Annotated in this window: 22 protein-coding genes; 12 read left to right on the top strand and 10 right to left on the bottom strand. The window is 61.4% G+C overall.

The window, feature by feature from the left end:
* The first annotated feature begins 64 nt into the window (after nt 1-64).
* Both RY113_RS10395 and RY113_RS10390 read left to right on the top strand, forming a co-directional pair.
* Entirely contained in the window at nt 65-400 is a 336-nt protein-coding gene (locus RY113_RS10395; RefSeq protein WP_110105839.1) for a GNAT family N-acetyltransferase, read from the top strand.
* Complete coding sequence (locus tag RY113_RS10390) at nt 401-1,162, top strand: SDR family NAD(P)-dependent oxidoreductase (protein WP_315914498.1); 762 nt, start codon at nt 401-403, stop codon at nt 1,160-1,162.
* A 172-nt stretch (nt 1,163-1,334) separates the two neighbouring features.
* On the opposite strand, the gene RY113_RS10385 is transcribed toward RY113_RS10390, so the two are convergent.
* From RY113_RS10385 to RY113_RS10360, 6 genes are all read right to left on the bottom strand, one after another.
* On the bottom strand, nt 1,335-2,942 hold the full coding sequence (locus RY113_RS10385) for an MFS transporter (protein WP_315914497.1): 1,608 nt from the start codon (nt 2,940-2,942) through the stop codon (nt 1,335-1,337).
* A 179-nt stretch (nt 2,943-3,121) separates the two neighbouring features.
* Nucleotides 3,122-3,397 carry an HPr family phosphocarrier protein gene (locus tag RY113_RS10380; protein ID WP_315914496.1) on the bottom strand — a complete coding sequence of 92 codons (276 nt, stop codon included), beginning with the start codon at nt 3,395-3,397 and terminating at the stop codon, nt 3,122-3,124.
* Nucleotides 3,398-3,460: 63 nt separating this feature from the next.
* A complete protein-coding gene (locus RY113_RS10375) occupies nt 3,461-5,173 on the bottom strand; it encodes a putative PEP-binding protein (RefSeq protein WP_315914495.1) in 1,713 nt (570 codons plus the stop codon).
* A 30-nt stretch (nt 5,174-5,203) separates the two neighbouring features.
* Nucleotides 5,204-7,252: a fructose-specific PTS transporter subunit EIIC gene (locus tag RY113_RS10370; RefSeq protein ID WP_315914494.1), complete on the bottom strand. Its 2,049-nt coding sequence runs from the start codon at nt 7,250-7,252 to the stop codon at nt 5,204-5,206.
* 1 nt (nt 7,253) lies between these two features.
* Complete coding sequence (locus RY113_RS10365; RefSeq protein ID WP_315914493.1) at nt 7,254-8,216, bottom strand: hexose kinase; 963 nt, start codon at nt 8,214-8,216, stop codon at nt 7,254-7,256.
* Nucleotides 8,213-9,001, bottom strand: a complete 789-nt coding sequence (locus tag RY113_RS10360; protein WP_315914492.1) for a DeoR/GlpR family DNA-binding transcription regulator — start codon at nt 8,999-9,001, stop codon at nt 8,213-8,215. The genes RY113_RS10365 and RY113_RS10360 overlap by 4 nt, the downstream gene beginning before the upstream one ends.
* 249 nt (nt 9,002-9,250) lie before the next feature.
* Here RY113_RS10360 and RY113_RS10355 point away from each other — a divergent pair, with 249 nt between their 5' ends.
* A complete protein-coding gene (locus RY113_RS10355) occupies nt 9,251-9,895 on the top strand; it encodes a phospholipase (protein ID WP_315914491.1) in 645 nt (214 codons plus the stop codon).
* Between the two features lie 198 nt (nt 9,896-10,093).
* The gene (locus RY113_RS10350; RefSeq protein WP_315914490.1) at nt 10,094-11,077 is read left to right on the top strand and encodes a hypothetical protein; all 984 of its coding nucleotides are present in this window, start codon (nt 10,094-10,096) and stop codon (nt 11,075-11,077) included.
* Between the two features lie 31 nt (nt 11,078-11,108).
* Here RY113_RS10350 and RY113_RS10345 read toward each other — a convergent pair whose 3' ends face one another.
* A complete protein-coding gene (locus RY113_RS10345) occupies nt 11,109-12,392 on the bottom strand; it encodes a DUF445 domain-containing protein (RefSeq protein WP_315914489.1) in 1,284 nt (427 codons plus the stop codon).
* A 23-nt stretch (nt 12,393-12,415) separates the two neighbouring features.
* Between RY113_RS10345 and RY113_RS10340 the strand changes: the two genes are divergently transcribed.
* The 4 genes from RY113_RS10340 (at nt 12,416) to RY113_RS10325 (ending at nt 16,260) form a co-directional block, all read left to right on the top strand.
* Nucleotides 12,416-13,243: a glycerophosphodiester phosphodiesterase family protein gene (locus RY113_RS10340; protein ID WP_315914488.1), complete on the top strand. Its 828-nt coding sequence runs from the start codon at nt 12,416-12,418 to the stop codon at nt 13,241-13,243.
* A 61-nt stretch (nt 13,244-13,304) separates the two neighbouring features.
* The gene (locus RY113_RS10335) at nt 13,305-15,149 is read left to right on the top strand and encodes a glycoside hydrolase family 15 protein (protein WP_315914487.1); all 1,845 of its coding nucleotides are present in this window, start codon (nt 13,305-13,307) and stop codon (nt 15,147-15,149) included.
* On the top strand, nt 15,146-15,952 hold the full coding sequence (locus tag RY113_RS10330) for an AzlC family ABC transporter permease (protein ID WP_315914486.1): 807 nt from the start codon (nt 15,146-15,148) through the stop codon (nt 15,950-15,952). The genes RY113_RS10335 and RY113_RS10330 overlap by 4 nt, the downstream gene beginning before the upstream one ends.
* The gene (locus tag RY113_RS10325; protein WP_315914485.1) at nt 15,949-16,260 is read left to right on the top strand and encodes an AzlD domain-containing protein; all 312 of its coding nucleotides are present in this window, start codon (nt 15,949-15,951) and stop codon (nt 16,258-16,260) included. The genes RY113_RS10330 and RY113_RS10325 overlap by 4 nt, the downstream gene beginning before the upstream one ends.
* Here RY113_RS10325 and RY113_RS10320 read toward each other — a convergent pair.
* Complete coding sequence (locus tag RY113_RS10320; protein ID WP_315914484.1) at nt 16,237-16,890, bottom strand: DUF5684 domain-containing protein; 654 nt, start codon at nt 16,888-16,890, stop codon at nt 16,237-16,239. The genes RY113_RS10325 and RY113_RS10320 overlap by 24 nt on opposite strands.
* Nucleotides 16,891-16,987: 97 nt before the next feature.
* Between RY113_RS10320 and RY113_RS10315 the strand changes: the two genes are divergently transcribed.
* On the top strand, nt 16,988-17,320 hold the full coding sequence (locus RY113_RS10315; RefSeq protein ID WP_315914483.1) for a thiamine-binding protein: 333 nt from the start codon (nt 16,988-16,990) through the stop codon (nt 17,318-17,320).
* 45 nt (nt 17,321-17,365) lie between these two features.
* Here RY113_RS10315 and RY113_RS10310 read toward each other — a convergent pair whose 3' ends face one another.
* Complete coding sequence (locus RY113_RS10310) at nt 17,366-18,028, bottom strand: helix-turn-helix domain-containing protein (protein WP_315914482.1); 663 nt, start codon at nt 18,026-18,028, stop codon at nt 17,366-17,368.
* A gap of 210 nt (nt 18,029-18,238) precedes the next feature.
* Between RY113_RS10310 and RY113_RS10305 the strand changes: the two genes are divergently transcribed.
* Both RY113_RS10305 and RY113_RS10300 read left to right on the top strand, forming a co-directional pair.
* Nucleotides 18,239-20,500 carry an ABC transporter permease gene (locus tag RY113_RS10305; RefSeq protein WP_315914481.1) on the top strand — a complete coding sequence of 754 codons (2,262 nt, stop codon included), beginning with the start codon at nt 18,239-18,241 and terminating at the stop codon, nt 20,498-20,500.
* 177 nt (nt 20,501-20,677) lie between these two features.
* Entirely contained in the window at nt 20,678-21,538 is an 861-nt protein-coding gene (locus RY113_RS10300; protein ID WP_315914480.1) for a fused MFS/spermidine synthase, read from the top strand.
* Here the strand turns inward: RY113_RS10300 and RY113_RS10295 are convergent.
* Nucleotides 21,516-22,979 carry an amino acid permease gene (locus tag RY113_RS10295; protein WP_315914479.1) on the bottom strand — a complete coding sequence of 488 codons (1,464 nt, stop codon included), beginning with the start codon at nt 22,977-22,979 and terminating at the stop codon, nt 21,516-21,518. The genes RY113_RS10300 and RY113_RS10295 overlap by 23 nt on opposite strands.
* 191 nt (nt 22,980-23,170) lie before the next feature.
* On the opposite strand from RY113_RS10295, the gene RY113_RS10290 reads away from it, so the two are divergent.
* Nucleotides 23,171-23,965 carry an IclR family transcriptional regulator gene (locus RY113_RS10290; protein ID WP_315914478.1) on the top strand — a complete coding sequence of 265 codons (795 nt, stop codon included), beginning with the start codon at nt 23,171-23,173 and terminating at the stop codon, nt 23,963-23,965.
* The last annotated feature ends 177 nt before the right edge of the window (nt 23,966-24,142 follow it).

Here is a 24,142-nt window from a genome sequence, read left to right as displayed (position 1 = left end):
TGTGGGGCGAGCCGGGGATCGCTGCACTGTTGCCAGCGCCAGCACAGTGTGCCAAGCTCACATTATGAGCGTGAACGAAGCCTTGGAAGCAGACCCCTTCGATGCCACAGTGCGCCTGGTGCGCAACGATGCCCGGCTCCGGTATGAGCTCTATGCGGGGCAGGAACTGGCCGTGATCATCACGTTCGAGGAGCTGCCAGGGCACATTGATCTGATCCACACCGTGGGCCAGCCCGGCTTTGAGGGCCGCGGACTGGCGAAGGTGCTGGCCCGCTACGCGCTGGATGACGTGGTGGCGTCCGGCAAACGGATCATCCCGCACTGCAGCTACGTGGTCAGGTTTTTAGAAAAACATCCCGAACCGTATCTGCAGTACACAGATTTCCCCGAGGCAGCGTAGATGGGCCGCCCCGTGGCGCTGATTACCGGCGCCACCTCCGGTCTGGGGGCCGAATTCGCCCAGCAGCTTGGCCGGGCACAGCATGATTTGGTGCTGGTGGGCCGTGATGTGGACCGGCTCGAGGTCAAAGCTGTGCGCCTGCGCAATGACTTTGGCATTGACGTTGATGTTTTGCCTGCGGACCTCATAACGGACGACGGCGTGGCCACCGTCGCTGCCCGGCTGGCGGACCCTGCCGTTCCCGTCTCGGTGCTGGTGAACAACGCCGGATTCAGTCTGGTCAAGGCCTTTGAGAAGAACACGGTGCAGGATGAAGCCGAACACCTGCGCATTCTGGCCCAGACTCCCATGGAACTCACTCACGCCGTGCTGCCGGGGATGCTGGAACGCGGCAACGGCCGCATCATTAATGTTTCAAGCGTCTCCGCCTTCATTCCACGCGGAACGTACGGAGCGGCCAAGGCGTGGGGCTTAAGCTTTAGCCGGTTCGCCAACCTTAGGTACAGCCCGCGTGGGGTGAAAGTTACGGCCATCTGCCCGGGTTTTGTGCACACCGAATTCCACGAGCGCATGGGTGCGGACATGGGCGGCGTGAAGCCATGGATGTGGCTTGAGGCCGATCAAGTGGTGCGCGAAGGCCTGGCAGCTAACGCGGCGGGCAAAGCCGTGTCCATCCCGTCGCGGCGCTACCGGGTGCTCATGGGGTTGGCGAAACTAGTCCCGGATGGGTTAGCCGCTGCGGCTGGCAACCGGGGCAGGTGAAATTTCACCCGCCCTCGAGACGTTGGCACGCTCTCGACGCAGCAGGAGGACGTGGGTGGGCCCACGCGTCCGAGGGGCCCCGGCTGAGGGACGAGGCTAGGGGAGGACGTGGGTGGGCCCACGCGTCCGAGGGGCCCCGGCTGAGGGACGAGGCTAGGGGAGGACGTGGGGACTATGCGTCCACAGCTTCCGGCCTACCCACAGTAACGGGGATGCCTGTACCTGGAGTTGGCGGCTCGTAGGAGTCGTCAAAGGGCAGGTAGTCCATGTCCAGCAGCGGATTTTCATCCTGCGTGGCCACAAGTTCGTGAGCCTCTTCTAGAGTTGCCACACTCGGCATGGAGCCGGGCAGTGGTTTCTGGGCCGATTCTCGCAAGAAGTAAATGGCCACCGCGCCGATGGCCGAGGTCAGAATCAGATAATACGCGGGCATCATGTCGTTGCCTGTGAGTTTGATCAAACCCTTCATGATGAAAGGGGCCGTACCGCCAAAGATCGCCACCGCAAAGTTGTAGGAAATCCCCATGCCTCCGTATCTACTGGACGTGGGGAAGAGTGCTGGCAGTGCGGAGGCCAGATTTGAGACGTAGAACGTCACTGGGAAGGCGATCAGTGCCAAGCCGAGCAGCGTGGTCCACACGGGCCCAACGGCGATGAGCATGAAGGCTGGCACGGCCAGCACCACTGTGCTCAGTGCACCAACCCAGAGAATGGGCCGGCGCCCCACCTTGTCAGAGAGGCGGCCCGTTAGGGGTATGCACACCGCCATGGCAACAAGAATGGGAATGGTCAGAATTGTTCCGTGCACGGGATCGTAACCCATTGAGTCACTTAGGTACGTGGGCATATAGGAGGTCAACGCATAGCCCGCCGTGTTCGCCGCGGCCACGAGAACCATGGCGAGAACGATCTGACGCCAGTAGACCTTGACAAGGCGGACGGGCCCGCCGGAAGCGTCCTCGTCTGCTGCTGCGGCAGACTTGGAATTGGCCTCATTGGCATCCAACGTTGCCTGGAATTGGGGGGATTCCTCAATTTTCATCCGGAAGTAGACGGCAATTAAGCCCAGCGGTCCCGCAATCAGGAACGGGATACGCCAGCCCCATTGCTCCATGGCTTCTTGCCCCAGTGTCAGCTGCATTACCGACACCAGTGCGGCACCGATGGCGAACCCCATATAGCTGCCCAGGTCCAAGATGCTGGCGAAGAAGCCGCGGCGTTTATCGGGGGCGTATTCACTGACAAATGTGGTGGCACCGGCGTATTCACCGCCGGTGGAAAAGCCCTGGATCAGCTTGACCACCACAAGCAGCACGGCCGCCCAGATACCAATTTGGCTATATCCGGGCAGCAGTCCTACAGCGAACGTGGATGCTGCCATGACCATTAGAGTGGCTGCGAGCACCTTCTGTCGCCCCACTTTGTCGCCCAGCCAACCAAACACCACACCACCGAGTGGACGGGCTAAGAAGGTGGCTGCGAAAGTTCCCAGAAGAAATAGTGTCTGTACGTCTTTGTCGGCGTCAGGGAGGAAGACAGGGCCCATGGTACCGATCAGGTACCCAAAGACGCCTACGTCATACCATTCCATGGTGTTGCCCACCACAGTGCCACTGAGTGCTTTTTTCAGCATGGGCCCGTTGACAATATTGACGTCATCCACGCCTAGACGGCGCTTTTTTAGTGTGGGCAGGCGAGTTTTCTTTGCTCGATTCTTCGATGGGCCTGTGGTGTCGTTGACACCTGTTTCCGGTTGAATCGTGCTTGGGTCTATGGGCATTTGCTCATCCCCTTAAAGAGGCTGGTTGCTTGCGACGTACGTTTGTTTCTTTTCGGACAGACCATGAATTCTAGCAGATACGGCATTTTGACCCTCAGAAAGGGGTCTTATCAACACCGTGAAAGCCTCACCAAAAGCGGCCGAATAGCGAGATTTTGGCAGGGCTTTAGGATCGGGGATCAGGCGTCGTGGTTGGTCTCAAGGATGCGAACCAAGGCGTCCAAGGCCTCGCCGGCGTAGTCATCATCGGTGCGCAGCACCACCACTTCCCCGTGCTCCACACCGAGGCTCATGAGCGCGAGCATGCTGTCTGCGCCCACGGCATCTTCTGCGGGTTCGCCCACACGCGCAATGCTCACTTCTGCCTCCAGTTCACCGGCGGCGTCGGCGAAGATCGATGCCGGGCGGGCGTGCAGTCCAACGGTGCTGGCGATAGTGGCGGTGCGTTCAATCATGGTGTGCTCCAGGTCTTGAGTTGGGAATGTTTAAAGTGCGGGGCGGGTGTGCCCCGCAAACGGTTAGAGTCCGAGGTCTGCCAGTGCGGGCAGCCCTGCCCGCACCAGTTCACGGGCTGCGGCTGCGGAGGGTGCGCCAACAGCTTGCTGGGCCAGCACCTGAGCCTGCGCCAAGGTCACTGTGCGCAGTACGGCGGCCACGGCTGGCAGCGCCCGCGGCGTCATGGACAGTGTGCTGACACCCAAGCCGGCAAGCACCACGGCGAGGGTCGGATCAGCGGCTGCCTCACCACATACTCCCACCGGCTTGGGCAGGGAAGTTTCCAGCGACGCCGAGTGCTTGGCTTGGGCGATGGCGCCCTCGACGGTGGCTTGGACCAGGGCCAGTACCGCCGGCTGCCAAGGGTCATTCAGGGTGGCGAGCGGACCCAGCTGCCTATCAGCGGCCATGGCGTATTGGGTGAGGTCGTTGGTGCCCAGGCTGGCAAATTCCACCTGATCCAGAATGTGCCGGGCGGTCAGTGCGGCGGAGGGGACCTCCACCATGACGCCCGGAACGCGCAACCCTGCTGCAGTGCACAACGCAGCAAAGTCGGCTGCCTCGGAAGCGGTGGAAATCATGGGGGCCATGACCCACACCTGGGCTTCCGTTGCGGCGGCGGCCGCGGCAATGGCCGCCAACTGCCGGGCTAGTACGCCGGGGGTGGTCAGATCGGTTCGGTAGCCGCGCACTCCTAATGCCGGGTTGGGCTCGGTGGAATCGGTCAGGAAGGGCAGCGGCTTATCTGCCCCTGCGTCCAAAGTGCGGACAACAACTTTCTTGCCCGGGAAGGCCTCAAAGACGCCTTGGTATGCGGCCACCTGATCCTCGTGGCTGGGCTCGGTGCTGTTGCCAAGAAAACAAAATTCGGTGCGCAACAGTCCCACGCCTTGGGCGTTAGCCATGGCGGCTTCTTGAGCGTCCTTGGCCCCGCCAACATTGGCTAGGAGGGGCAATAAGGTGCCGTCGGCGAGCTGACCAGTACCGTCAAAGGTAGTCAGCAGGGAGGACTGTTCTTCCCATACTGACACTGCGGAACGTTCTGCAGCTCCTGGCTCGGTGCGCACCACTCCGGCCGCCCCGTCAACGAACACCAGCTCCCCGTCGGTGAGAGCCGTGATTCCGGCGGCTGCCACAACCGCTGGAAGCCCCAGGCTGCGGGCAATGATGGCCGTGTGTGACTGCGGACCGCCGCCCGCCGTCACCAGTGCAATGACCTTTGTGGGGTCAAGCGTGGCAGTGTCGGCAGGGGCCAGATCCTCGGCCACCAGGATGAACGGTTCGGCCGCGTCCGGGATCTCAGGGGCGGGCACCCCACGCAGGACAGCCACAATGCGTGAGCGGACGTCAAGGACATCGTGTGAACGCTCCGCCATCATGCCGCCCAAATTCCGCAGCATTTGGGCCACTGTTTCACCTGCCTCCCACACGGCCCGTTCGGGTGAGGTGCCGGCATTGACCAACTTGATGGCTGCCTTGATCAGCATGGGATCCGTGGCCATGAGTGCCGTGGCCTCGAGAACCTCCTTGCCAGCACCCTCAGCCCGAGCGGCACGCTCCAAAAACGTGACCTTAACGCTTGTCCCGGCGGCCTTGATGGTGGCAGCGGCAGTCTCGGGCGGCGTCGAACTTTCCAACTTTTCACCAGCGGGAGGCTCGGCTAGAGCGGGCGGCATATGCCGGATAGGGGCAATTACGCGGCCCCGAAAGACGCCGACTCCAACAAAGTTTTGCACGGTTTCTCCTTTGACAATCATGGCCAGGACCTAGGCGGCCTGGTGAACAGGCGCGGCTGTTGCAAGGGTATCAACGGGGGTGCGCACGGCCCAGCGTTTCAGTGCCACCACAGCCAGCGCGGCAATCACGGTGCCTACAGCGATGGACAGGGCGAACATGGCCACGTTGCCGATCGCGAAGAACACGAAGAATCCGCCGTGCGGGGCTTGTGAGGTGACGTGGAAGGCCATGGTCAGGGCACCTGTCACGGCGCCGCCGAGCATGGAGGCCGGGATGACGCGCAGCGGATCGGCGGCCGCGAACGGGATGGCGCCTTCGGAGATGAAGGAGGCCCCCAGCAGCCAAGCGGCCTTGCCGTTTTCACGCTCGGCGAGCGAGAAACGCTTCTTATCCAGCACGGTAGCCAAGGCCATAGCTAGTGGCGGAACCATGCCGGCAGCCATTACGGTGGCCATGATTTCCCACGGGGCCTGGTTGGCGATGGTGCCGGCGCCTAGCCCTGCAACAGCGAAGGCGTATGCAACCTTGTTGACCGGCCCGCCCAAATCGAAGCACATCATCAGGCCCAAGATAATACCGAGCACCACGGCGGATGCCCCGGACATTCCGGTCAACCAGTTGTTCAGCCCAACAGTGAGTGCTGCGATGGGTGCGCCGAGGAACAATAGCATGGCACCGGAGGCGAGGATGGAGCCCAAGAGAGGAATGATGACAACGGGCATGAGTCCACGCAGCCAGCGAGGAACCTTCCAGCTGCCAATCCAGTAGGCGGCAAGGCCGGCCAGGATGCCTCCCACCAGGCCTCCGAGGAAGCCTGCACCCATGAAGACGGCTACGGAGCCAGCGGTGAAACCGGGGGCGATGCCTGGGCGGTCGGCGATGCCAAAGGCAATGTAACCAGCCAGCGCTGGGACCAGGAAGGCCATCGAGAGGCTACCAATTTTGAATGCTACGGCGCCCAGATAGGCCCCGAGCGGGCCCAAGGCCTTAATAGGTATATCCGTGGGCAAATTGGTCAGGCTGTTGCTGGTGAGGATCTTGTCCGCGACCTCTGTAATTTGGAAGCCTCCCAACAGGAAGCCCAGCGCAATCAGCAAACCGCCGCCGGCCACAAACGGGATCATGTAGCTGACACCGGTTAGCAGTACCTTCTTGACCTTGGCGCCAAGACTTTCACCGGATGACTGTGCTTTCTGATCCGCGGTTTCCTCTGCGCCGAAGTGCGGGACCCTGTGTGCGTTGGGGTTATCCGCCGCTGCAATTGCCTCCCGGATCATTTTGGCTGGCTCGTCAATCCCGCGTTTGACGGGCGAGCTCACCAGCGGTTTGCCGGCAAAACGTTCCTTGCCGCGCACATCCACATCCACGGCAAAAATGACGGCGTCCGCTGCGGCAATGACCGCAGGATCCAACGGTGTCACAGCTCCGGAACCCTGCGTCTCAACCTGGAAGTCAACGCCTGCTTCCTGCGCGGCCTGCACAAGCGAATCGGCGGCCATGTAGGTGTGCGCGATCCCCGTAGGGCACGCCGTCACGGCAACAATCCGCTTCCTGCGGGCGGGCTCAGCCGCACCGCCACCGGTCGCGGTGGAGCCGGGACCCGAGGCCGCGGCGCTCATTTCCGCAGGAGCCAGTGTTGATGCGGCCGGCTTTGGCTTGTCTTTGAGGGCGTCCGCCACGAGGGCCACGATCTCAGCCGGGGTTGCTGCTGCGCGCAGGGCTGCAGTGAAGTCCTTTTTGATCAGGGAACGGGCCAGTTTGGAGAGCAGCTTGAGGTGTTCGTTATCGGCGCCTGCGGGGCCGTCTTTGGCGCCGAAGTCCACGGCCGGGTTGAGGCGGGCCATGGCAAGGGTGGGTTCCAGGACCGCTGCGGAACGGCAGTGCGGGATGGCAATACCGCCGGGGACCCCTGTGGCTGTTTTTTGTTCGCGGGCTAAGGCGTCTGCGAAGAGTCCTTCCACCTCGGCGGCCCTGCCGTTTTTGGTGATGAGTTCGGCCAAGTGGCGGATCACCGAGGTGGTGTCTGTTCCGAGGTTGGTATCAAGAAGGACCAGATCATCGTTGATAAGGGTTGTCATGTCAGCTCTCTTCGGCTGGGGCCTGGACCGTCACGATGACGGCGGCCGGGTTGGTTTGTGCCAGGGAAGGAACCATGGTTCCGGGGAGGGAAGCTGCGGCCGCGCCATGGGCCACCGCTTGCTGCAGGCAGGCGCCGGGGGAGTCCCCGCGGAGCGTTGCCAGCAGGTATCCGGAGAGGGCAGAGTCGCCCGCACCGACAGTGCTTCGTGCTTTGATGGCTGGAGATTTACCATGCCAGGCACCCGAACTGGTGGCCAGCACCGCGCCTTTGGAGCCGAGCGTGGCCAGGACGGCTCGTACTCCGTGCCGGAGCAGGAGATTGGCTGCCGCTGTGGCGGCAGCCGGATCAGCCTCCAACGCGGGGCCGGTGGAAATACCCGTCAGTTCGGCCAATTCTTCGCCGTTGGGCTTGAGTAGATCGGGTGCGGCACGCAGGCATTCGCGCAGCGGGGCACCCGAGGAATCCACAGCAATCCGAGGTGCCTGCGCACCATAGGCGCCACGCACCGCCTCAATCACGCGGGCATAGAAGTTATCCGGAATGCCTGGCGGGAGCGAGCCGGCCAGCACCAGCCAGGATGCGCCGTCGGACTTCTCCACAGTGAGCGCAAGCAGGTCTGCCAGCTGCCCCTCGGTGAGCGTGGGGCCGGGCTCATTGACCTTGGTGGTGGTGCCGTCGGGCTCGGTGATGGCCACGTTGCTGCGCAGGGGCGCGCCGATGGGCAGCGAAAGGTGCGGGATGCTCTCCAGGCTCAGAGCGCGCACAACGGCGTCCTCCGAGTCCCCGGGCAGCAGTGCCAGCGCGTCGATTCCGGAGGTGGTCAGGGCGCGGACAATGTTCACGCCCTTGCCGCCCGGATGTTGAGAGGCTTGTGTGGCGCGCTGGACCTCGCCGCGATGCAGCGGGCCCGCGAGCTCAATGGTGCGGTCCAGGCTGGGGTTGGGGGTCAGGGTGAGAATCATGCGATCACGACCTCAACGCCGGCGCCGGCCAGGGCGGCTGCGAGCTCAGCGTCAGGTTCCGCCGTAGTGATGAGAGTGTCGATGTCCTCCAATGTGGCAAAGCGGACCAAAGTTTCGGTACCGATTTTGGAGGCGTCTGCCAGGACCACTACTTTCTGGCCCGCCTTGACCATGGCGGTCTTGGTGGCTGCTTCTACGGGGTCCGGGGTGCTCAAACCGAATTCGGGGTGGATGCCATTGGCGCCGATGAACGCGATGTCCGGACGCAGGGCGCCAAGTTGTTCGGTGGCGCGGGCTCCAACCACTGCGCTGGTCAGCCCGCGCACCCGGCCCCCGATAATGTCCAACAGCAGGTGCGAGTTGGTGCTCAGGGACACGGCGGTGGGTAGGGAATTGGTGATCACCAGCAGCTCGTCGCGGGTGTTTGCAGGGACCCAGCTGGCCAGGAGTTCAGCTAATGCGGCGGTGGTGGTGCCGGAATCGAGCAGGATTGACGCTGTTGGGGCGTGGGGAATCAAGGCAAGGGCGGCCGTGGCGATGCGCTGCTTCTCATCCAGATACTGGGTTTGGCGTTCACGCAGGCTCTGCTCGGAGCGGGTGAAGCGGTCGGTGCCGACAGCGCCTCCATGGACGCGGCGCAGCCCGCCCGTTTCTTCCAGCGTGGCAAGGTCGCGGCGCACGGTCTCCTGGGTGATGGAAAACAGTTCGGCGAGTTCGGTGACGCCAACGCGGCCCTGAGTGCTGACGAGTTCGATGATTCGCTGGTGCCGTTCCTCCGCGAACATGTGGCTTCCTTCCGATGTCAGTGACCGGAGTCACAAGATGTTGTTTCTAATGACTTTATCTGTGTTTATCTTTGGAAGTCAAGGTAAAACCAACATAAACGCAGAATGGTGTGGTTGAGGTGGGGTGTCCCGCGATTCATCCGTGAGAAAAGGTCGCTTTGAACCACCAAAGCGACCTTTTCTCCCGGATGGATTTGATTCACGGATTGGGCGGGCGGATTGGGCGCACGGAGCCGGTAGTCTGGCGCCATGGAAACTGTTGCGTGGTCCCGCCCGGAAGGTGACCGAGCGGGCAAGCCGCTGCTGCTCATGTTGCACGGCTACGGATCCGATGAATCCCGCATGAGTGCACTCTTCAAGGACATGCCACAGGGTTTTGTGTGTGCAGCGCCACGGGCACCACGGAAGATTTCAGGTGACTGGGGCTGGTTCTTGCTGGATTACTTTCTGGCCAACGACTTTGCCGAAGTGATGGGTGCCGCCACGAAGTTGCTGGGATGGCTGGATGCGCAAATGCTCCAGCACCGCTTCAGCTCGGTGTCCGTGCTGGGTTTCTCACAGGGCATGGCCATGGCAACCATGCTGATCAGGCTGCGCCCGGACCTGTTCACAACCGGTGTGGGCCTGTCCGGCTTTGCCCTGCACAATGAGCTCCTGGCAACCATGGAACCGTTGACCACAAAGATCCCGTTCTTCTGGGCGTACGGGGACAAGGATCTTGTCATCAATGCCCAGGCCAAGGAGTTCACGGCCGGGTGGCTGGCCGCCAACACCGAGCTGCAGCAGGCCCGTTATGAGGACCTGGGGCACACCATCCGCCATGATGAGCTCGGGGATGTGGCCTCGTTTTTGACCGCTAATGTGCAAGGTTCTTTTGTTCCCAGGCGTAGTTGAGAAGACCTCAGGCGGTGGGCTGTGTGGCCGGGTTATTCCGCTTGGGTGCGGTGATAACTGGCCTCTTGGAAGCACGACGTCGGCACCTCCCGGCGCTCGCAGGCTAGGTGCCCTGTCTGCTCACCACATACACGTTCCCTGAGGCGGCGCTCAGGAATGCCGGATACCCTTTAATCACAAACAGGGCAGGGGAGTTTCATGACACGTAAAGATCTCAACCATGTGGGGATGAATGCCGCGCAAGGGTTCACCGCAGATTCAGGGTTCACCAGTAATGCGGCACAGTCTAACCCAGCGGTGAAGATGGTGGCGGGAGTGGCGTTCGATGAGAAGGGTAACCCGACCCCTGTCTTGCACCGGCTGTTGCTAGGTGCTGTAGAGGTGCAACGGCCCTTGGTGCTGGCGAATCTGCGCCGCCTGCGCAGGCGCTACCCTTATGCCACCTCATTTGAACTGAGTCAGCGCTTGGAGCGTGACTTCCTCGCAAGTGTTGGTACGGGCGGGGCGGCCATCGGGGCCACGGCCATCATTCCTGGATTCGGCACGGTGGTGGCACTGTCCATTTCCGCAGCGGCAACCGTGGTGTTTCTCGAGGCCACGGCTCTCTACGCACAGTCGGTGGCCGAGTTGCACGGGGTGCGTCTTGCAAACCCGGAGAGTGCACAGCTGGCCGTCATGACTATCATCTTGGGTGATGAGGGCCAGGCCCTGCTGGCGGGTTTGACCGGCCACGCGCTCGGCACTGGCAAAACACCCATGCAGGCTTGGGGGAAATCGTTGAGCAAGAATATGCCGCTGGCCACCATAAGGACGCTCGTGGCGCCGGTGCAAAAGCGGTTCCTGAAGAAGATGGCGGTCAAGGGCAGTGCTTCCATTGTGGGGAAAGCCTTGCCGTTTGGCATTGGTGCCGCGGTGGGCGGCGTGGGCAACTACATGATGGGCAAGGCTGTCATCGCCTCCGCCAACCGCGCCTTCGGTCCGGCGCCGTTGGAGATCCCGCCGCTATTGCTGGCTGAACTTGAGGCCGCGAAAACGGCTAAGCCCGTGAAAGCGGGTAAGTCAGCAAAGCCCGTGAAGCCCGTGAAGCGAGTGAAGCCCGGGAAGCGAGTGAAGCCCAAGAAGGCAGGGAAGACGCATGGAATTGATGTGCCCGTGCCCGAATTTAGGCCGCACAAGCCCTGAGCTGACGCCCGTAAGAACTGACGCGTGAGCGTCAGTGGAACACGAGCGTCGCAATGGTGAAGATCGCCAGACCTGCCAGGGATCCCACTACGGTGCCGTTGATGCGGATGAACTGCAGATCCTTGCCCACCTGAAGTTCGATCTTCTGGCTGGTTTCCGCTGCGTCCCAACGCTCCACCGTGTCAGTGATCAGAGAGGTGATTTCATGCTTGTATGTGCCCACGAGATAGGCTGCCGCGTCTGAAATCCATTTGTTGGCCTTGGCAGCCAGTTCCGTATCTGAGACCAGGCGGGCACCGAAGTCCTGAACTGCGGAGGTGAACTTCAGGCGCAGCTCGGACGTGGGATCCTCCACCGCATCAGTTAGTGCAGCCTTGAGCGTTTCCCAGGTGCGCCCGGCCAGCTCCCGCACTTCCGGGTCTCCCAGAACCTGGGCCTTGATGCCCTCGGCCTTGGCGATCATGGCCGGATCGTGTTGGAGTTCCTGGGCCAAATCCTTCAAATAATCGTCCAGTTTCAGGCGGACCTCGTGGTGCGGATCCTCCTGTACGGCAAGGGCAAACTTGTGGATTTCGGTGTAAATTTTATCTCCCACCAGGCCGTCCACAAATTGTGGCACCCAACTAGGTGAACGGGTCGAAACCAGTCCACTGATGGTGGTGTGGTTGCTTTTGATCCATGCGGTGGAGCGGTCCACCAGAAGATCGACCAGGGCGTGGTGGTGGCCGTCTGCAAAGATCCGTTCCGCGAGCTTGCCAATGGGCGGGCCCCACGGCGGCTCCAGGACATGCTTGCGCACCATGGATTCGATGACGTCCTTGACGTCGTCGTCCTTCAAAACGGCAATCGCCCCGCGCATCGCGGCCGCGCCCTCGGTGGCCACCCGCTGGGCACTTTCTGGCCTTGCCAGCCACGTCCCCACCTTCTGGGCAATCTGGGTCTTGGCCAGCTTCTGAGACACCACTTCCTCGGACAGGAAATTGGTTTCCACAAATTCCGCCAGGGAAGAACCGATCTCGTCCTTGCGGTTGGGGATGATGGCCGTGTGCGGGATCTTCAGGCCCATGGGATAACGGAACAGTGCCGTCACCGCAAACCAGTCGGCCAGGGCACCCACCATGCCGCCCTCGGCCGCGGACCTGACATAGGCCAGCCAGGGGAAGCGTGGCGCCAGGGCAAAGGCAAAGCAAAACACCACCGCCATGAATACCAACAATGCCAAAGCGATGTTCTTCATGCGCCGCAGCGCCGCCGCCTTGGCAATATCCGGGTGCGGTAAGAGGCCGGTCGGGTCAAGCTGTTGTGTCGAAGCCATGACAGTAAGCGTAGCGTGAGGCCATGACAGCTATGATCTTCGCCCACCGCGGATCCAGTGCCGCCTATGCCGAGCACACCCGCGCCGCCTACCTGCAAGCCATCGCCGACGGCGCCGACGGCGTGGAGTGCGATCTTCACCTCACTGCGGACGGTGCCCTGGTGCTCCTCCACGACGAAGACATCAGCCGCACCTCCAACAGTTCCGGGGCTGTGGCGAAGATGACACTGGCCCAGCTGCGCGCCGTGGATTTCAGTTCCTGGCACGGCTCCGCCATCCCACCCGAATTTGGTACTACGGCCGAACAGTTGCTGACGCTGGCCGAACTGCTGGACATTCTCAGCACGGCTTCCCGTCCCATGAGTCTGGCCATTGAATTCAAATACGGCGGCCACTTTGACCCGGCGCTGGTTGAGGCGGCGCTGGACACCCTGCGCGGCCGCGGCTGGAGCCCGGAGACCTCCACGGTGGTACACAGTGTGGGACACGCGGCAGGAAAAATTGATGTCTCCTTCATGTCCTTTCACCCCGAGGCAGTGCTGTTCTTGGCCCAGCATGTGGCCGCGGAGAAACTGTGTGCACTTCTTGAAGTTGTTGGACCCGAGGACCGCCTTCAGTGGCAACGCCAGCAGTTGGTGGACGACGGCGTTGCCCTCCTCGCCGGACCCGGCGTTCAGTACCTGCGCGCTTACCCAGGTGACGTTGCCCGCTGGCTGGCCGTGGGACGCACCCTGCGGGTGTGGACGGTTGACAGTGCCCAGGACCTGGAACTTTGCCTTGGTGCTGGCGTCACACAACTGACAAGCAATAAGCCCGGGGCGCTCCGGGAGATGCTCACAGAGCGGCACTAATACAGACTGCCTTTACAGACGGCCTTGACGTTTTGGGCACGCCATGTGATTGCATGGAACAATGGCATCGAGAATTGAAGACTACGCCCTCCTATCAGACCTGCACACAGGCGCCCTAGTGGGCCGCGATGGGAGCATTGACTGGCTGTGCTTTCCCCGTTTTGATTCACCTTCTGTGTTCACTGCACTGTTGGGAACCAGCGACCATGGCCGCTGGCTGATGGCCCCATCCCACCCCGAGGCGACGGTGGCGCACCGCCGCTACGTTGGCCGGACCTTTGTGCTTGAAACGGTGTGGGAAACCCCAACGGGGACGGCAAAGATCACTGATTTTATGCCGATCGGGGACAGGCGGGCGTCCCTTGTGCGCCGTATTGAAGGAATTAGCGGCAGTGTGGAATTTCAGCAGAACATCACTATCCGCCCGGGTTACGGCAAGGTGTTGCCATGGGTGCGCAGGGTTAAGAACGCGGATGGTTCCGAAGGAATTGTGGGCGTTGCAGGACCTGATGCATTGGTATTGCGAGGAGATGAGCTGCCGCACGCGGCCCACCGCGAACACGCAGGAAAGTTCACGGTTCAGGCCGGGGCCAGGGTTGAGCAGGAATTGGTTTGGTATCCCTCCCACCGGCCGGAACCGCGCCCCATTAATACGGACGCCGCACTGGCTGCGACCTGCAGGTACTGGGAGGACTGGGCTGCACGCTACAACCACGACGGAAAATATGCGGGAATCGTTGAGCGTTCCTTGCTGGTGTTGCGTGCTCTGACACATCAGGACACCGGCGGTATTGTGGCTGCGCCCACTACGTCGCTGCCGGAAGAGTTCGGTGGTGCACGGAACTGGGACTACCGTTTTTGCTGGCTGCGCGATGCGGCTCTCACGCTTGAAGCCATGCTGACCCACGGTTACGCGGAAGAGGCGCTGAAATGGCGTGACTGGTTGTTGCGGGCCGCGGCGGGCGATCCGGAAGACCTGCAAATCATGTACGGGCTGTCAGGAGAGCGGAACCTGCCCGAAGGTGTTCTGGACCATTTGCCCGGCTATGAGGGCGCCGCGCCGGTGCGCATTGGCAACGGCGCCGTGGGACAGTACCAGGCCGATGTTGTGGGCGAAGTGCTCGTGGCCTTGGAAAAGCTTCGGCTTGCCGGTGGGCACGAGGACCACTTCTCGTGGCCATTGCAACAGGCCATGCTGGGTTTTGTAGAGAATCACCTTTCCTCGCGTGACCATGGCATCTGGGAGATGCGCGGTGATTTGTCCTACTTCACACATTCGCGGGTGATGATGTGGGCCGCTTTTGACTGTGCTGTCCGGGCCGTGCGCAACCACGGACTGGCTGGCCATGTTGAACGCTGGGAAGAGTTGCGTGAGCAATTGCGAGCCGAAATCATGGAACACGGCCTCAACAAGGAACTGAACACCTTTACCCAAACGTACGGCGGAACCACCACGGATGCTTCCTTGCTGGTGCTTCCCCAAGTGGGATTTGTGGGATACAGCTCCCCGGAAATGCTGGGCACGGTGGCCGCCTTGGAAGCCGAGCTCGTGGATGAGCACGGGCTCATTATGCGCTACCAGACAACCTCCGGCATCGACGGGTTGGAACCTGGCGAACACCCGTTCCTAGCCTGCTCCTTCTGGCTGGTGGAACAGTACGCCCACACCGGACGCCGCCCGGAAGCCGTGGTCCTCATGGACACTCTTGTGGGCCTGGCGAATGAGGTAGGCCTGCTCAGTGAGGAGTATGACATGGGGCGTGGCCGCATGGCAGGAAACTTCCCCCAAGCGTTCTCTCACCTGGCCCTGGTCCGGGCAGCCGATGCCCTGCACGGCACAGAACACCTGAGTCTGTCTACTGAGCCCATTGACACGAACACCATGCCTATCATCATTTCCCAGTGAGCGTCAGAGGGCTCGCTACGGAGCTGAAAGGCTCCCCGGCTGCGAAAATTGGCGCCTCAATTGCCATTGCAACAGGTTTGTACGGGGTTTCCTTTGGTGCTCTTTCCGTTGCATCCGGACTGAGTTTTTTCCAGACCATGGTGTTGAGCCTGCTGCTGTTCAGCGGAGGCTCGCAATTTGCCTTCATCGGTGTGATTGCCGGAGGCGGATCCGGTGTGGCCGCCATGAGCGCCTCCGCTCTTTTGGGCATCCGCAACGGTGTTTATGGCATGCAGATCAACGCCCTTTTGCGTCCTGCCGGATGGCGCCGCCTTGCGGCCGCACACGTCACCATTGACGAATCGAGCGCCACGGCAACGGGACAAACGGACCCAGATGAGCAAAAGCGTGGTTTCTGGGTTGCCGGGCTGGGCATTTTTATTCTGTGGAACATCATGACCGCCGTGGGCGCAGTGATTGGCAACGCCCTGGGTGATCCCAAGCAATGGGGGCTTGACGGTGCTGCCGTGGCAGCGTTCCTGGGCCTGCTCTGGCCGCGAATAAAGGCAATCCAGCCGGCTGCGATCGCCGTGGTGTGCGCCCTCGTGACCCTGCTGGCGGTATCGTTCGTGCCACCGGGCGTCCCCATCTTAGTGGCCGCCCTCGCGGCCGGGATCATTGGCTGGTTCCGCAGAGGAGGCACCCCGTCCCATGCTCCAGGTCATATTGACGACGGTCTGGAACCTGACATTGAGCCTTACCGGCACAGCCCCGGACCCAGCAGCGAGCACAGCACGCCCGGCACGGACGGGGGCCAGCCATGAGTCTGTGGTTTTGGGTGCTGGTGGCCGCGGTTGTGGGGTATTTGACAAAGCTGCTGGGTTACCTGGTCCCGGCGAAGGTGCTCGCCAATCCGCGGATGTCGCGGGTGGCAGGAACGTTGACCATTGGCCTGTTGGCCTCCCTGACGGTTGTGAACGCCGCAGCCAGCGGCACCTCCGTTGTGGTGGATGCCAGGATCGGCGCCCTCGTGGCGGCCGCAATTGCGCTTTGGTGCAAGGCGCCATTTCTCGTGGTGGTCCTCGCCGGGGCCGGGGCCGCCGCCGGGCTACGGCTGCTGGGCTGGCCCTGAGCCGAACGGGTTCTGCGCAGGATCCTGCTGGTTGGGACCCGCCGGCTGGCCATCCGGTGCAGTGGGGTAGGGTGCTGCGGGGTATTGGGCGTTCGGGTATTGCTGGCCGGGGGCGGCCGCGTACTGCTGCTGGGCAAATTGCTGCTGCCCGTAGTACATGGCCTGCTGCTTCTGATCGGCGCTTAGGTACGACGGTCCGCGGTACGCGGCATCACCATAGGAGAGAATGGCGGCAAAAACAACGGGTAAGAGGACCAGACCCACAGTGAAACCGGTATCCTTGCCGAAAGACTTGGACATGTCATTCATAATGACAATCATCATGTAGATGTTGAAATACGGGATGAAGAGGAACCAGAAATGGGATTCTGGGCGCCCTACCATCTTCACCATGATCCAGCTGTTGTAGAAGGGCACGAACGCCTTCCACTTGGCATACCCGGCCTTGTTGAAAACTCCTGCCCAAGCGAATCCGGTGACCAGCCAGGCAACCACAAAGATGAGCGCGTAGATGCCCATCAGGGCCATGAAGAAGGCCGCGAATGCTGCGGAATCCATGGTGGTGTCGTAGCTGTAGTCGTAGGGGTCCGGGGCAGGGGCCAGCGGAAGTGCAAAAAGAGTGGGAAGCATTTTAGCTACTTTATCTGGAACCCGTGCATACGCCAATGGGGTGGACTGCCCATAATAGAAGCAGCACCCGTAAACACAACCCATCAAGGAGATTCTCATGATTGTGGCTTTTTCAGTGGCACCCAGCGGCACACCCCTTGACGCACCGGCCGGCACCGGTGATGACGCATCCGTCCACACTGCGGTGGCGGCGGCCGTGAAAGTGGTTCGCGAATCAGGCCTGCCCAACCGGACAAGTTCCATGTTCACCGAAATTGAAGGTGAATGGGATGAGGTCATGGAGGTTATCAAGCGCGCTACCGAGGCTGTGGGCCGTTATGGTTCGCGGGTCTCCCTGGTGCTCAAAGCCGATATTCGCCCCGGCCATACTGGCGAACTCGACGGCAAGGTGAGCCGGCTGGAAGGGGCCTTGGACGGGCTCGGTCAGTAACGCCGGCTACCCGGTTCAGGTGCGGCTGGTTTAGGACAGCCCGGTTCAGATCAGGCTGGGAATGGTTGGCGGGCTCAGGAAATCCTCGCTGTGTGTCACCGGCGCCGCCAACATTCCCGCCCCGGCATCAATAAGGAAATAGCCCACGGACGTCCAGTTGCCGTGCTGTGTACCCGCCTGCAACGCAGCCTCAAATTCGGCACAAATGCCCAACGCCAAATGTCCCAGCACGCTGGCCCGTGCCCGCAAAATGGGCTGCGAAATATCACTCAAACTATCGCGCATGCGAAGGAATAGCTCATCGAAGCCGTCGTTCGTTTCGAAGGACGACGCCAGTACTTTCGCTGCGGATGGGACCGAACGCACCTGGTAGAGGAATTGTGCACGCCAACTTGGCTGTGGCATAGCGGCGAGTTGTTCCACCCACGGCAATATTCGGCAGGCAATCACCTCCCGTAGCCCTGCGTCCTCGGGCAGGTCTGCCAGAAGTTCGTTGCGCCGCCCTTGCATGCTGTGCAGGTGGCGTTCAAGCAGTGCTCGGATCAATTCCTCCCGGTTGCCGAAGTGGTAGGCCACGGCCGAATGGTTATGGGTCCCTACATGCTCGGCAATCTTTCGGTTTGAGACGGCATCTACCCCGTGAATGGCAAAAAGTTCCTCGGCAGCATCTAGCAGTGCCTCGCGCGCCTTGTCTCCGTGATGTCCCATGATCCCCACTTTCTTTCAACTCACCACCGTACCGTGGCCGGGTGCGGCTGTGATGCTGCACTCGTCTTATTCCTTTTTACGCCACGTGGCGTAAAGTGGTTAAATACGACCGTCGGCACGAGATGTGCCAACAGCGCCAGGCCGCTTTCGGGCACATTTTCTGGCAAGACGGGGCGCCACGTAACTTTAGCCAGCACCAGGAGTATGAACTTGAGCAGCAACTCAGAGAACCCAAGCGAGCCAACGCCGGGCAATGAACCCACCGTGTACGGGAAAAACGCTGCGGCCACAGCGCCCGTCACGAAGCATGACCCAGTGGCCTCAAACACGGAGGCGGAGAGCGTACCCGGTGCGCCAATTTCTGCAGCCGGGGTGAGCGCAGAAGAGGCAGAGGCGGCTGCGCGCAAGCGCGCCAAGGCTGAAACCATTGGACGCTACGTGGCCATGTTTATGATGCCGCTGATCATGGTGGGAATGATGGTTGGCGGTTATCTGGCCGCCATGCACTCCCCGGCACCGAACAACATGCCCATTGCAATTGCCGGAGCCCCAGCCGCCGCGGGGGCGTTTGCCCAGACGCTGGAAACAACAGATCCGGATGCCGTGGATGTCCGCACAGTTGCCAGTGCCCAAGAAGCACGCAGGCAAGTTGTGAGCCGTGAGGTTAGTGCCGCCGTCGTTATTGAAAACGGCAAGGCCACCCTGTACACGGCCGGTTCCGCCGGAGCCTCGCAGGCCACAACGGTGACAGGGCTCCTTGCCCCGCAAATCATGGCTCAAGGACTGCAGCTACAGGCGCAGGACCTCGCGCCGCTTCCGGACACTGATAAGTCCGGGCTGGGGGCCATGTTCATGACCACCGCGCTCATCATGGCCGGATACCTGCCATTTAGCTTGACGCTGTCCAATTCCCCGGAATTGCTGCGTAAGCGCCGTGCTGTGCCTTTGCTGGCAGGCTGGGCGGCACTTGTTTCCGGATTGGTGTGGGCTGTGACCGGTCCGATTCTAGGGGTGGTGCAAGGACATGCATGGGCTGTGCTGGGAATTTGCTGGCTCGGTGTCTTTGCCGTCGGTGCGGTGCAGTTGCTATTCACTCGACTTCTGGGGCCCTTGGCCATCATCGTAGCCATGCTCCTTCTGATGGTGCTGGGCGTACCAGCCTCCAACATGGGCCTATCCGTGCACACCATGCCCGGCTTCTACGCATTCCTGCACTCTTTCCTGCCCACGCCTGCACTGGGTGAGGCGCTGCGTTCGGTCATGTACTTTGACGGTGTAGGAGTGGCACCTTACCTTATTGTCCTTGCTATCGGGGCAGTCGTAGCGTTACTGCTGACCTTCGGATATGACGTGTACAAGTCCCGCAAGCACCCCAATGCTCCCGAGCCGTTCGTTGCCGTGCAATCCCTGCATGGTGGCAAGCGCCCCAAATCACGTTTCTGGCGCTACACCGCGCTGCTGTTCTTCCCGTTCGCCATGGTGGCCATGATGATTTCCTTCATGCTCGGCGCCATGGGGGAGCCCACGCCGCGCGATATGCCTGTTGCCATTGTCGGTGCCACAGCTGAGGCCAGCCAAGAGGCAGTGAACCAGCTCGACACCAATATGGCGGGACTCTTTGATTTGCGTGCTGTGGACTCTGAGAACGAGGCCCGCGCCTTGGTTCACGATCGCCAGGTCACGGCTGCACTGGTACTGCCTTCGGCACAGGACAGCTCCGCGTTGCTGCTGACCAATGAGGCCGCAGGATCCAGTGCCCAGCAGCTTGTCACCACCATCTTCGGGCAGGTAGCTGCTGGCCAGGACATGACGCTGAACGTTGAAAACACGGCGCCGCTGACAGATGGCGACAGTGCTGGAACAGTCCCCATGTACATGGCGATGGGCTGGATGATGGCGGGATTCTTGATCATCGTTGTTGGCGCCAACGCAGCACCCGCCTCACGGGCGCTGCGTAAACTCATACCGATCGTGGCCGCCTGGTCAGTGTTCATGTCTGCGGTGCTCTATCTGATTGCAGGGCCCATGGTTGGGGCCATTCACGGTCACTTCTGGCCACTGTTCGGAATAGGCATTGTGGCCATCTTTGCCATGGCCATGGTTGCAGCAGTTTTTGAGCGACTCATCGGGATGCTCTCCATCTTGCCGGTGGTTGCCATTCTCATGTTTGTCGGTATCCCCGCCTCGGGAGGGGCGCTGTCCATCTACATGCAGCCGGAAATTTTCCGGACGCTCCATGACATTTTGCCGATGCCGGCAGCTGTTGAAGCTGTCCGCTCCGTCATGTACTTTGGCGGCGACGTAGTGGGCGGGGCGCTGCTCAACTTTGGCATCTGGGGAGTTCTCTCGTTGGGGTTGGTGGTTGTGATTGACCGCTTCAAACCGTTGAACACCGGTACCCACTCCCCGTTGAACGAAGACACTTCGCCCACGGCGCAGGTGGAGCGCGAGCGAGAACTGCTCGCAGTCTAACGAGTGACCCATGCCGGCGGCGGGCGGAAGTTCCAACTGTGCTGCCGGCATGGGCAACTGGCCAATGGCCGGACTGTCACTGAAAATGCAGGCGAAAACTTGCTCGGTGCTACTGCACTACGCTGGCAGGGTGATTACTTTCCCGGCTGCCAACAGCAGCACCACTGCGAGCCTCTAATGGGACGTCAGCGCACACCAAAAAATGTTGCGGCCGAGCCTGAGCCCGGCATCAGAGGGCCCGTGGCCGGAACCTTCTCAACCGATACCGGCACGGCGGTACTGATTCCCGACGGCGACAACCCCAACGGCTGGCTCCTCCTGCTCAATGGCGTACAAAGTTCCCACGTTGACCTGGCCGACCCGCTGCGTCTGGACTTTGAATACATGCGCTGGATCATGGCGCTGGTGCAGGACCGCTGGGATGCCGGGGCAAATCTGCGCACGCTGAGCCTGGGCGGGGCGGCTTGCTCCATGCCGCGCTATCTGGTGGCCGCCTACCCGAACTCCCGCAACGTGGTGGTGGAGATTGACGGGAAGCTGGCCAACTACGTCCGGGATTGGTTTGATTTGCCCCGCGCGCCGCTGCTGAAGATCCGGGTGGGTGAGGCACGCGAAGTCACCGAATCGCTGACAGCGGGCAGCCGGGACCTGGTGATCCGGGATGTTTTTGCCGGGTCCAAGACGCCGTTTGCGCTGACCACAGCAGAATTTACCAGCGCCGCCAAGAATGTACTCATTCCCGGCGGCGTATATGTTGTTAACTGCGGTGACTCACCCGCGCTGGCCGTTGCGCGGCGCGAGGCCGCCACCATTGCGGGCGCATTCAAACACACCGTGATCATCGCGGACCCGCCCATGTTGAAGGGGCGCCGCTCCGGCAATGTCATCATTGCTGGCAGCGACTCCCCACTGGGTGACGGCGCCGGATTGCCCCGGGCCCTTCTGGGCGGTGCCATGCCCGCTCAGCTGTGGGATGACAGTAAAGTACGCCAGTTTGGGCGCTGCGCCCTAGTGCTCAACGACGCCGAACCGGAGTAGCTGCCTCTAGCGCCGGCTCCGGTACCTGGCTAGCCGCGGCGGCAGGCGGGGTTTCATCGAGAAGGACGGCCCGGCGTCGTCCATCACCACGGACCCACAGCCTAAAGGCAAGGGTCAGCAGCACCAGCCACGCCACCCCAACATAGAGTGCCACCCGGGTGTCAGGGTAGATTCCCAACAGCACGATGATGCCCAGCATGAACACGCTTGTCAGGATCGAGGCGAGCGGCCAGAGCGGCACGGGGAAGGCGGAGGGGGCAAGGTTGTTGCGGGAGATCTCGCGCTTCATGGCCACATGCGAGGCCAGGATCATCATCCACACCCACACCGTTGCGAACGTGGCGATGGAGGCGATCAGCAAGAAGACGTCCTCGGGGATGGTGGCGTTCAGGACCACGCCCACCAGTAGCACGCCCGTTATGAGCATGACGGTCATCCACGGCACTCCGCGTTTGGAAATACGGCCAAAGGCGGCGGGTGCGTGGCCTTGTTGGGAGAGGCCGAACAGGACGCGACCGGCGCCAAAGATATCGCTATTGATGGCCGAGAGAGCCGCCGTGATGACTACTGCGTTGAGGATGTGCGCCGCCAAGGGAATGCCCAGGGAATCAAAAATTTGGACGAAGGGGCTGGTCTCGCCCGTGATGTCATTCCACGGGATCAGGCTCATCAGCACGCCCAACGTCAGAACATAGAAGAGCAAAATACGCACCGGAACGGTGTTGACGGCCGCCGGGATCGACTTGCCGGGATCCTTCGCCTCGCCGGCCGTCACACCAATGGTTTCAATGCCGCCAAAGGCAAACATGACCACGGCGAACGCGGCCAGCAACCCCACCCAGCCGTTGGGCAGGAATCCGCCATTGTTTACAAGATTGCCCAGGCCCGAAACCGCCTGTGCGCCGTCCATGTGGAAACCGAAAATTATAATGGCCACTCCGCCGGCGATCATGGCGAGGATGGCCGAGACCTTGATGAGGGAGAACCAAAATTCCAGCTCGCCGAACACCTTCACGCTGAGCAGGTTGATGGCGGCCAGGAAGAAGATGATGGCCAGAACCCAGATCCAGCGCGGGACATCCTGGAACCAGAAGCCCATGTAGATGCTGAAGGCCGTGACATCGGCAATGGCCACGATGGCCATCTCAAAAACATAGGTCCAGCCGGTGATGAATCCTGCTAGTGGGCCTAGATAGCGGCTGGCATATTGGCCAAAGGAGCCGGATACGGGGTGCCGGACGGCGAGTTCACCCAGGGCGCGCATGACGATGAAGACTGCCGCGCCGGCAATGATGTACGCCAGCAGGACGCCCGGGCCGGCCTTTTGGATGGCACTCGAGGAGCCGTAGAACAAGCCCGTGCCGATGGCTGAGCCCAACGCCATGAAGCGGATATGGCGGACGTTCAGGCCGCGCGTAAGTGCGGATCCCTTGGAGTTCATGTGTGAGCCTTCTCACGCAGCGCGAATGGTGTGCTGCGTCACTGTCGAAGCAAATGGCGTGGCAAGCCTCACTCATCTGCCGGTTTCTGGGCCGAAAGTGTCCTCAGCATCCCGATATTCTGGGATTTCAGACGCCAATATTCTATATTGTGGAAAGAGTCATGGCGATTTGCGCCGACGATGAGGGGATCATGACAAACACTGAGCGTAAGCCTTCCAAGGTCCCTGCCGCAGAGAACACTTTGCGGATACTGAAACTACTCTCCTCCAAGCGTGGACCGCTGGCGGCTTCCACCATTGCCACTACCTTGGAACTGCCCCGATCCAGTGTCTACCACCTGCTGGGGGTAATGGAGCAAAGCGGCTTTGTTATGCATCTGCACGAGGAGCAGCGCTACGGATTGGGTGTTGCCGCCTTTGAGCTCAGCAGCGCCTACTCACGGCAAGAGCCCTTGTCCCGGCTGGGGAGGCCGCTGCTCGCGGCGCTCGTGGACAAGCTTGGAGAAAGCGCCCACCTGGCAGTCCTGCATGGGCGTGATGTCCTGTACATCGTCGAGGAACGGGCCAAACACCGGCCCTCCTTGGTGACCGACGTGGGGGTGCGGCTTCCCAGTCACCTCACGGCTACCGGACGAGCAATTCTGGCCGCGCTGCCCAAGTCCCAGGTTCGGGCACTGTACCCCAACGCGGCAGCCTTTAGCTCCCTGACCGAAGTGCCGGCCCCCATTGCCAAGTACTCCACACTGTCCGCCCATCTGGATCAGGTGCGGCTCCGCGGCTACTCCACCGAGAACGGCGAGATCTCGGACGGGTTCGGCTCGGTGGCGGCTGCGGTCACTGATCATCTCGGCTGGCCCGTGGCTGCTGTGGCCGTGACGTTTCTGGAGGAAAAGGTTCCGGCAGAGAAGTGGCCGGATCTTGCGGCGCACGTCATCAAGGTTGCCGGGGAACTCTCGGTGCGGATCTACGGGCGCCGCGAAGGCTGAATAGTAGGTCTCCGGGCGCGCGCGGAGGTCGTTGTTAAGATTGGAGGCCTGTGGACAGGCCTCCAATCTTAACAACGACCTCCGCAGCATTTGCAGGTGTCTGAAATTCCGGACAGTGGGTCGGTAAAGGCGCTGATTTCCGCACAGTTAGGGGCCATAGTAGAGAACAAGACCACC

This window comes from Arthrobacter sp. lap29 (assembly GCF_032458965.1).
In the GTDB taxonomy this organism is placed as follows: domain Bacteria; phylum Actinomycetota; class Actinomycetes; order Actinomycetales; family Micrococcaceae; genus Specibacter; species Specibacter psychrochitiniphilus.
Note: the sequence above shows the minus strand (reverse complement) of the source record. Positions and strands in the feature narration are given on the sequence as shown.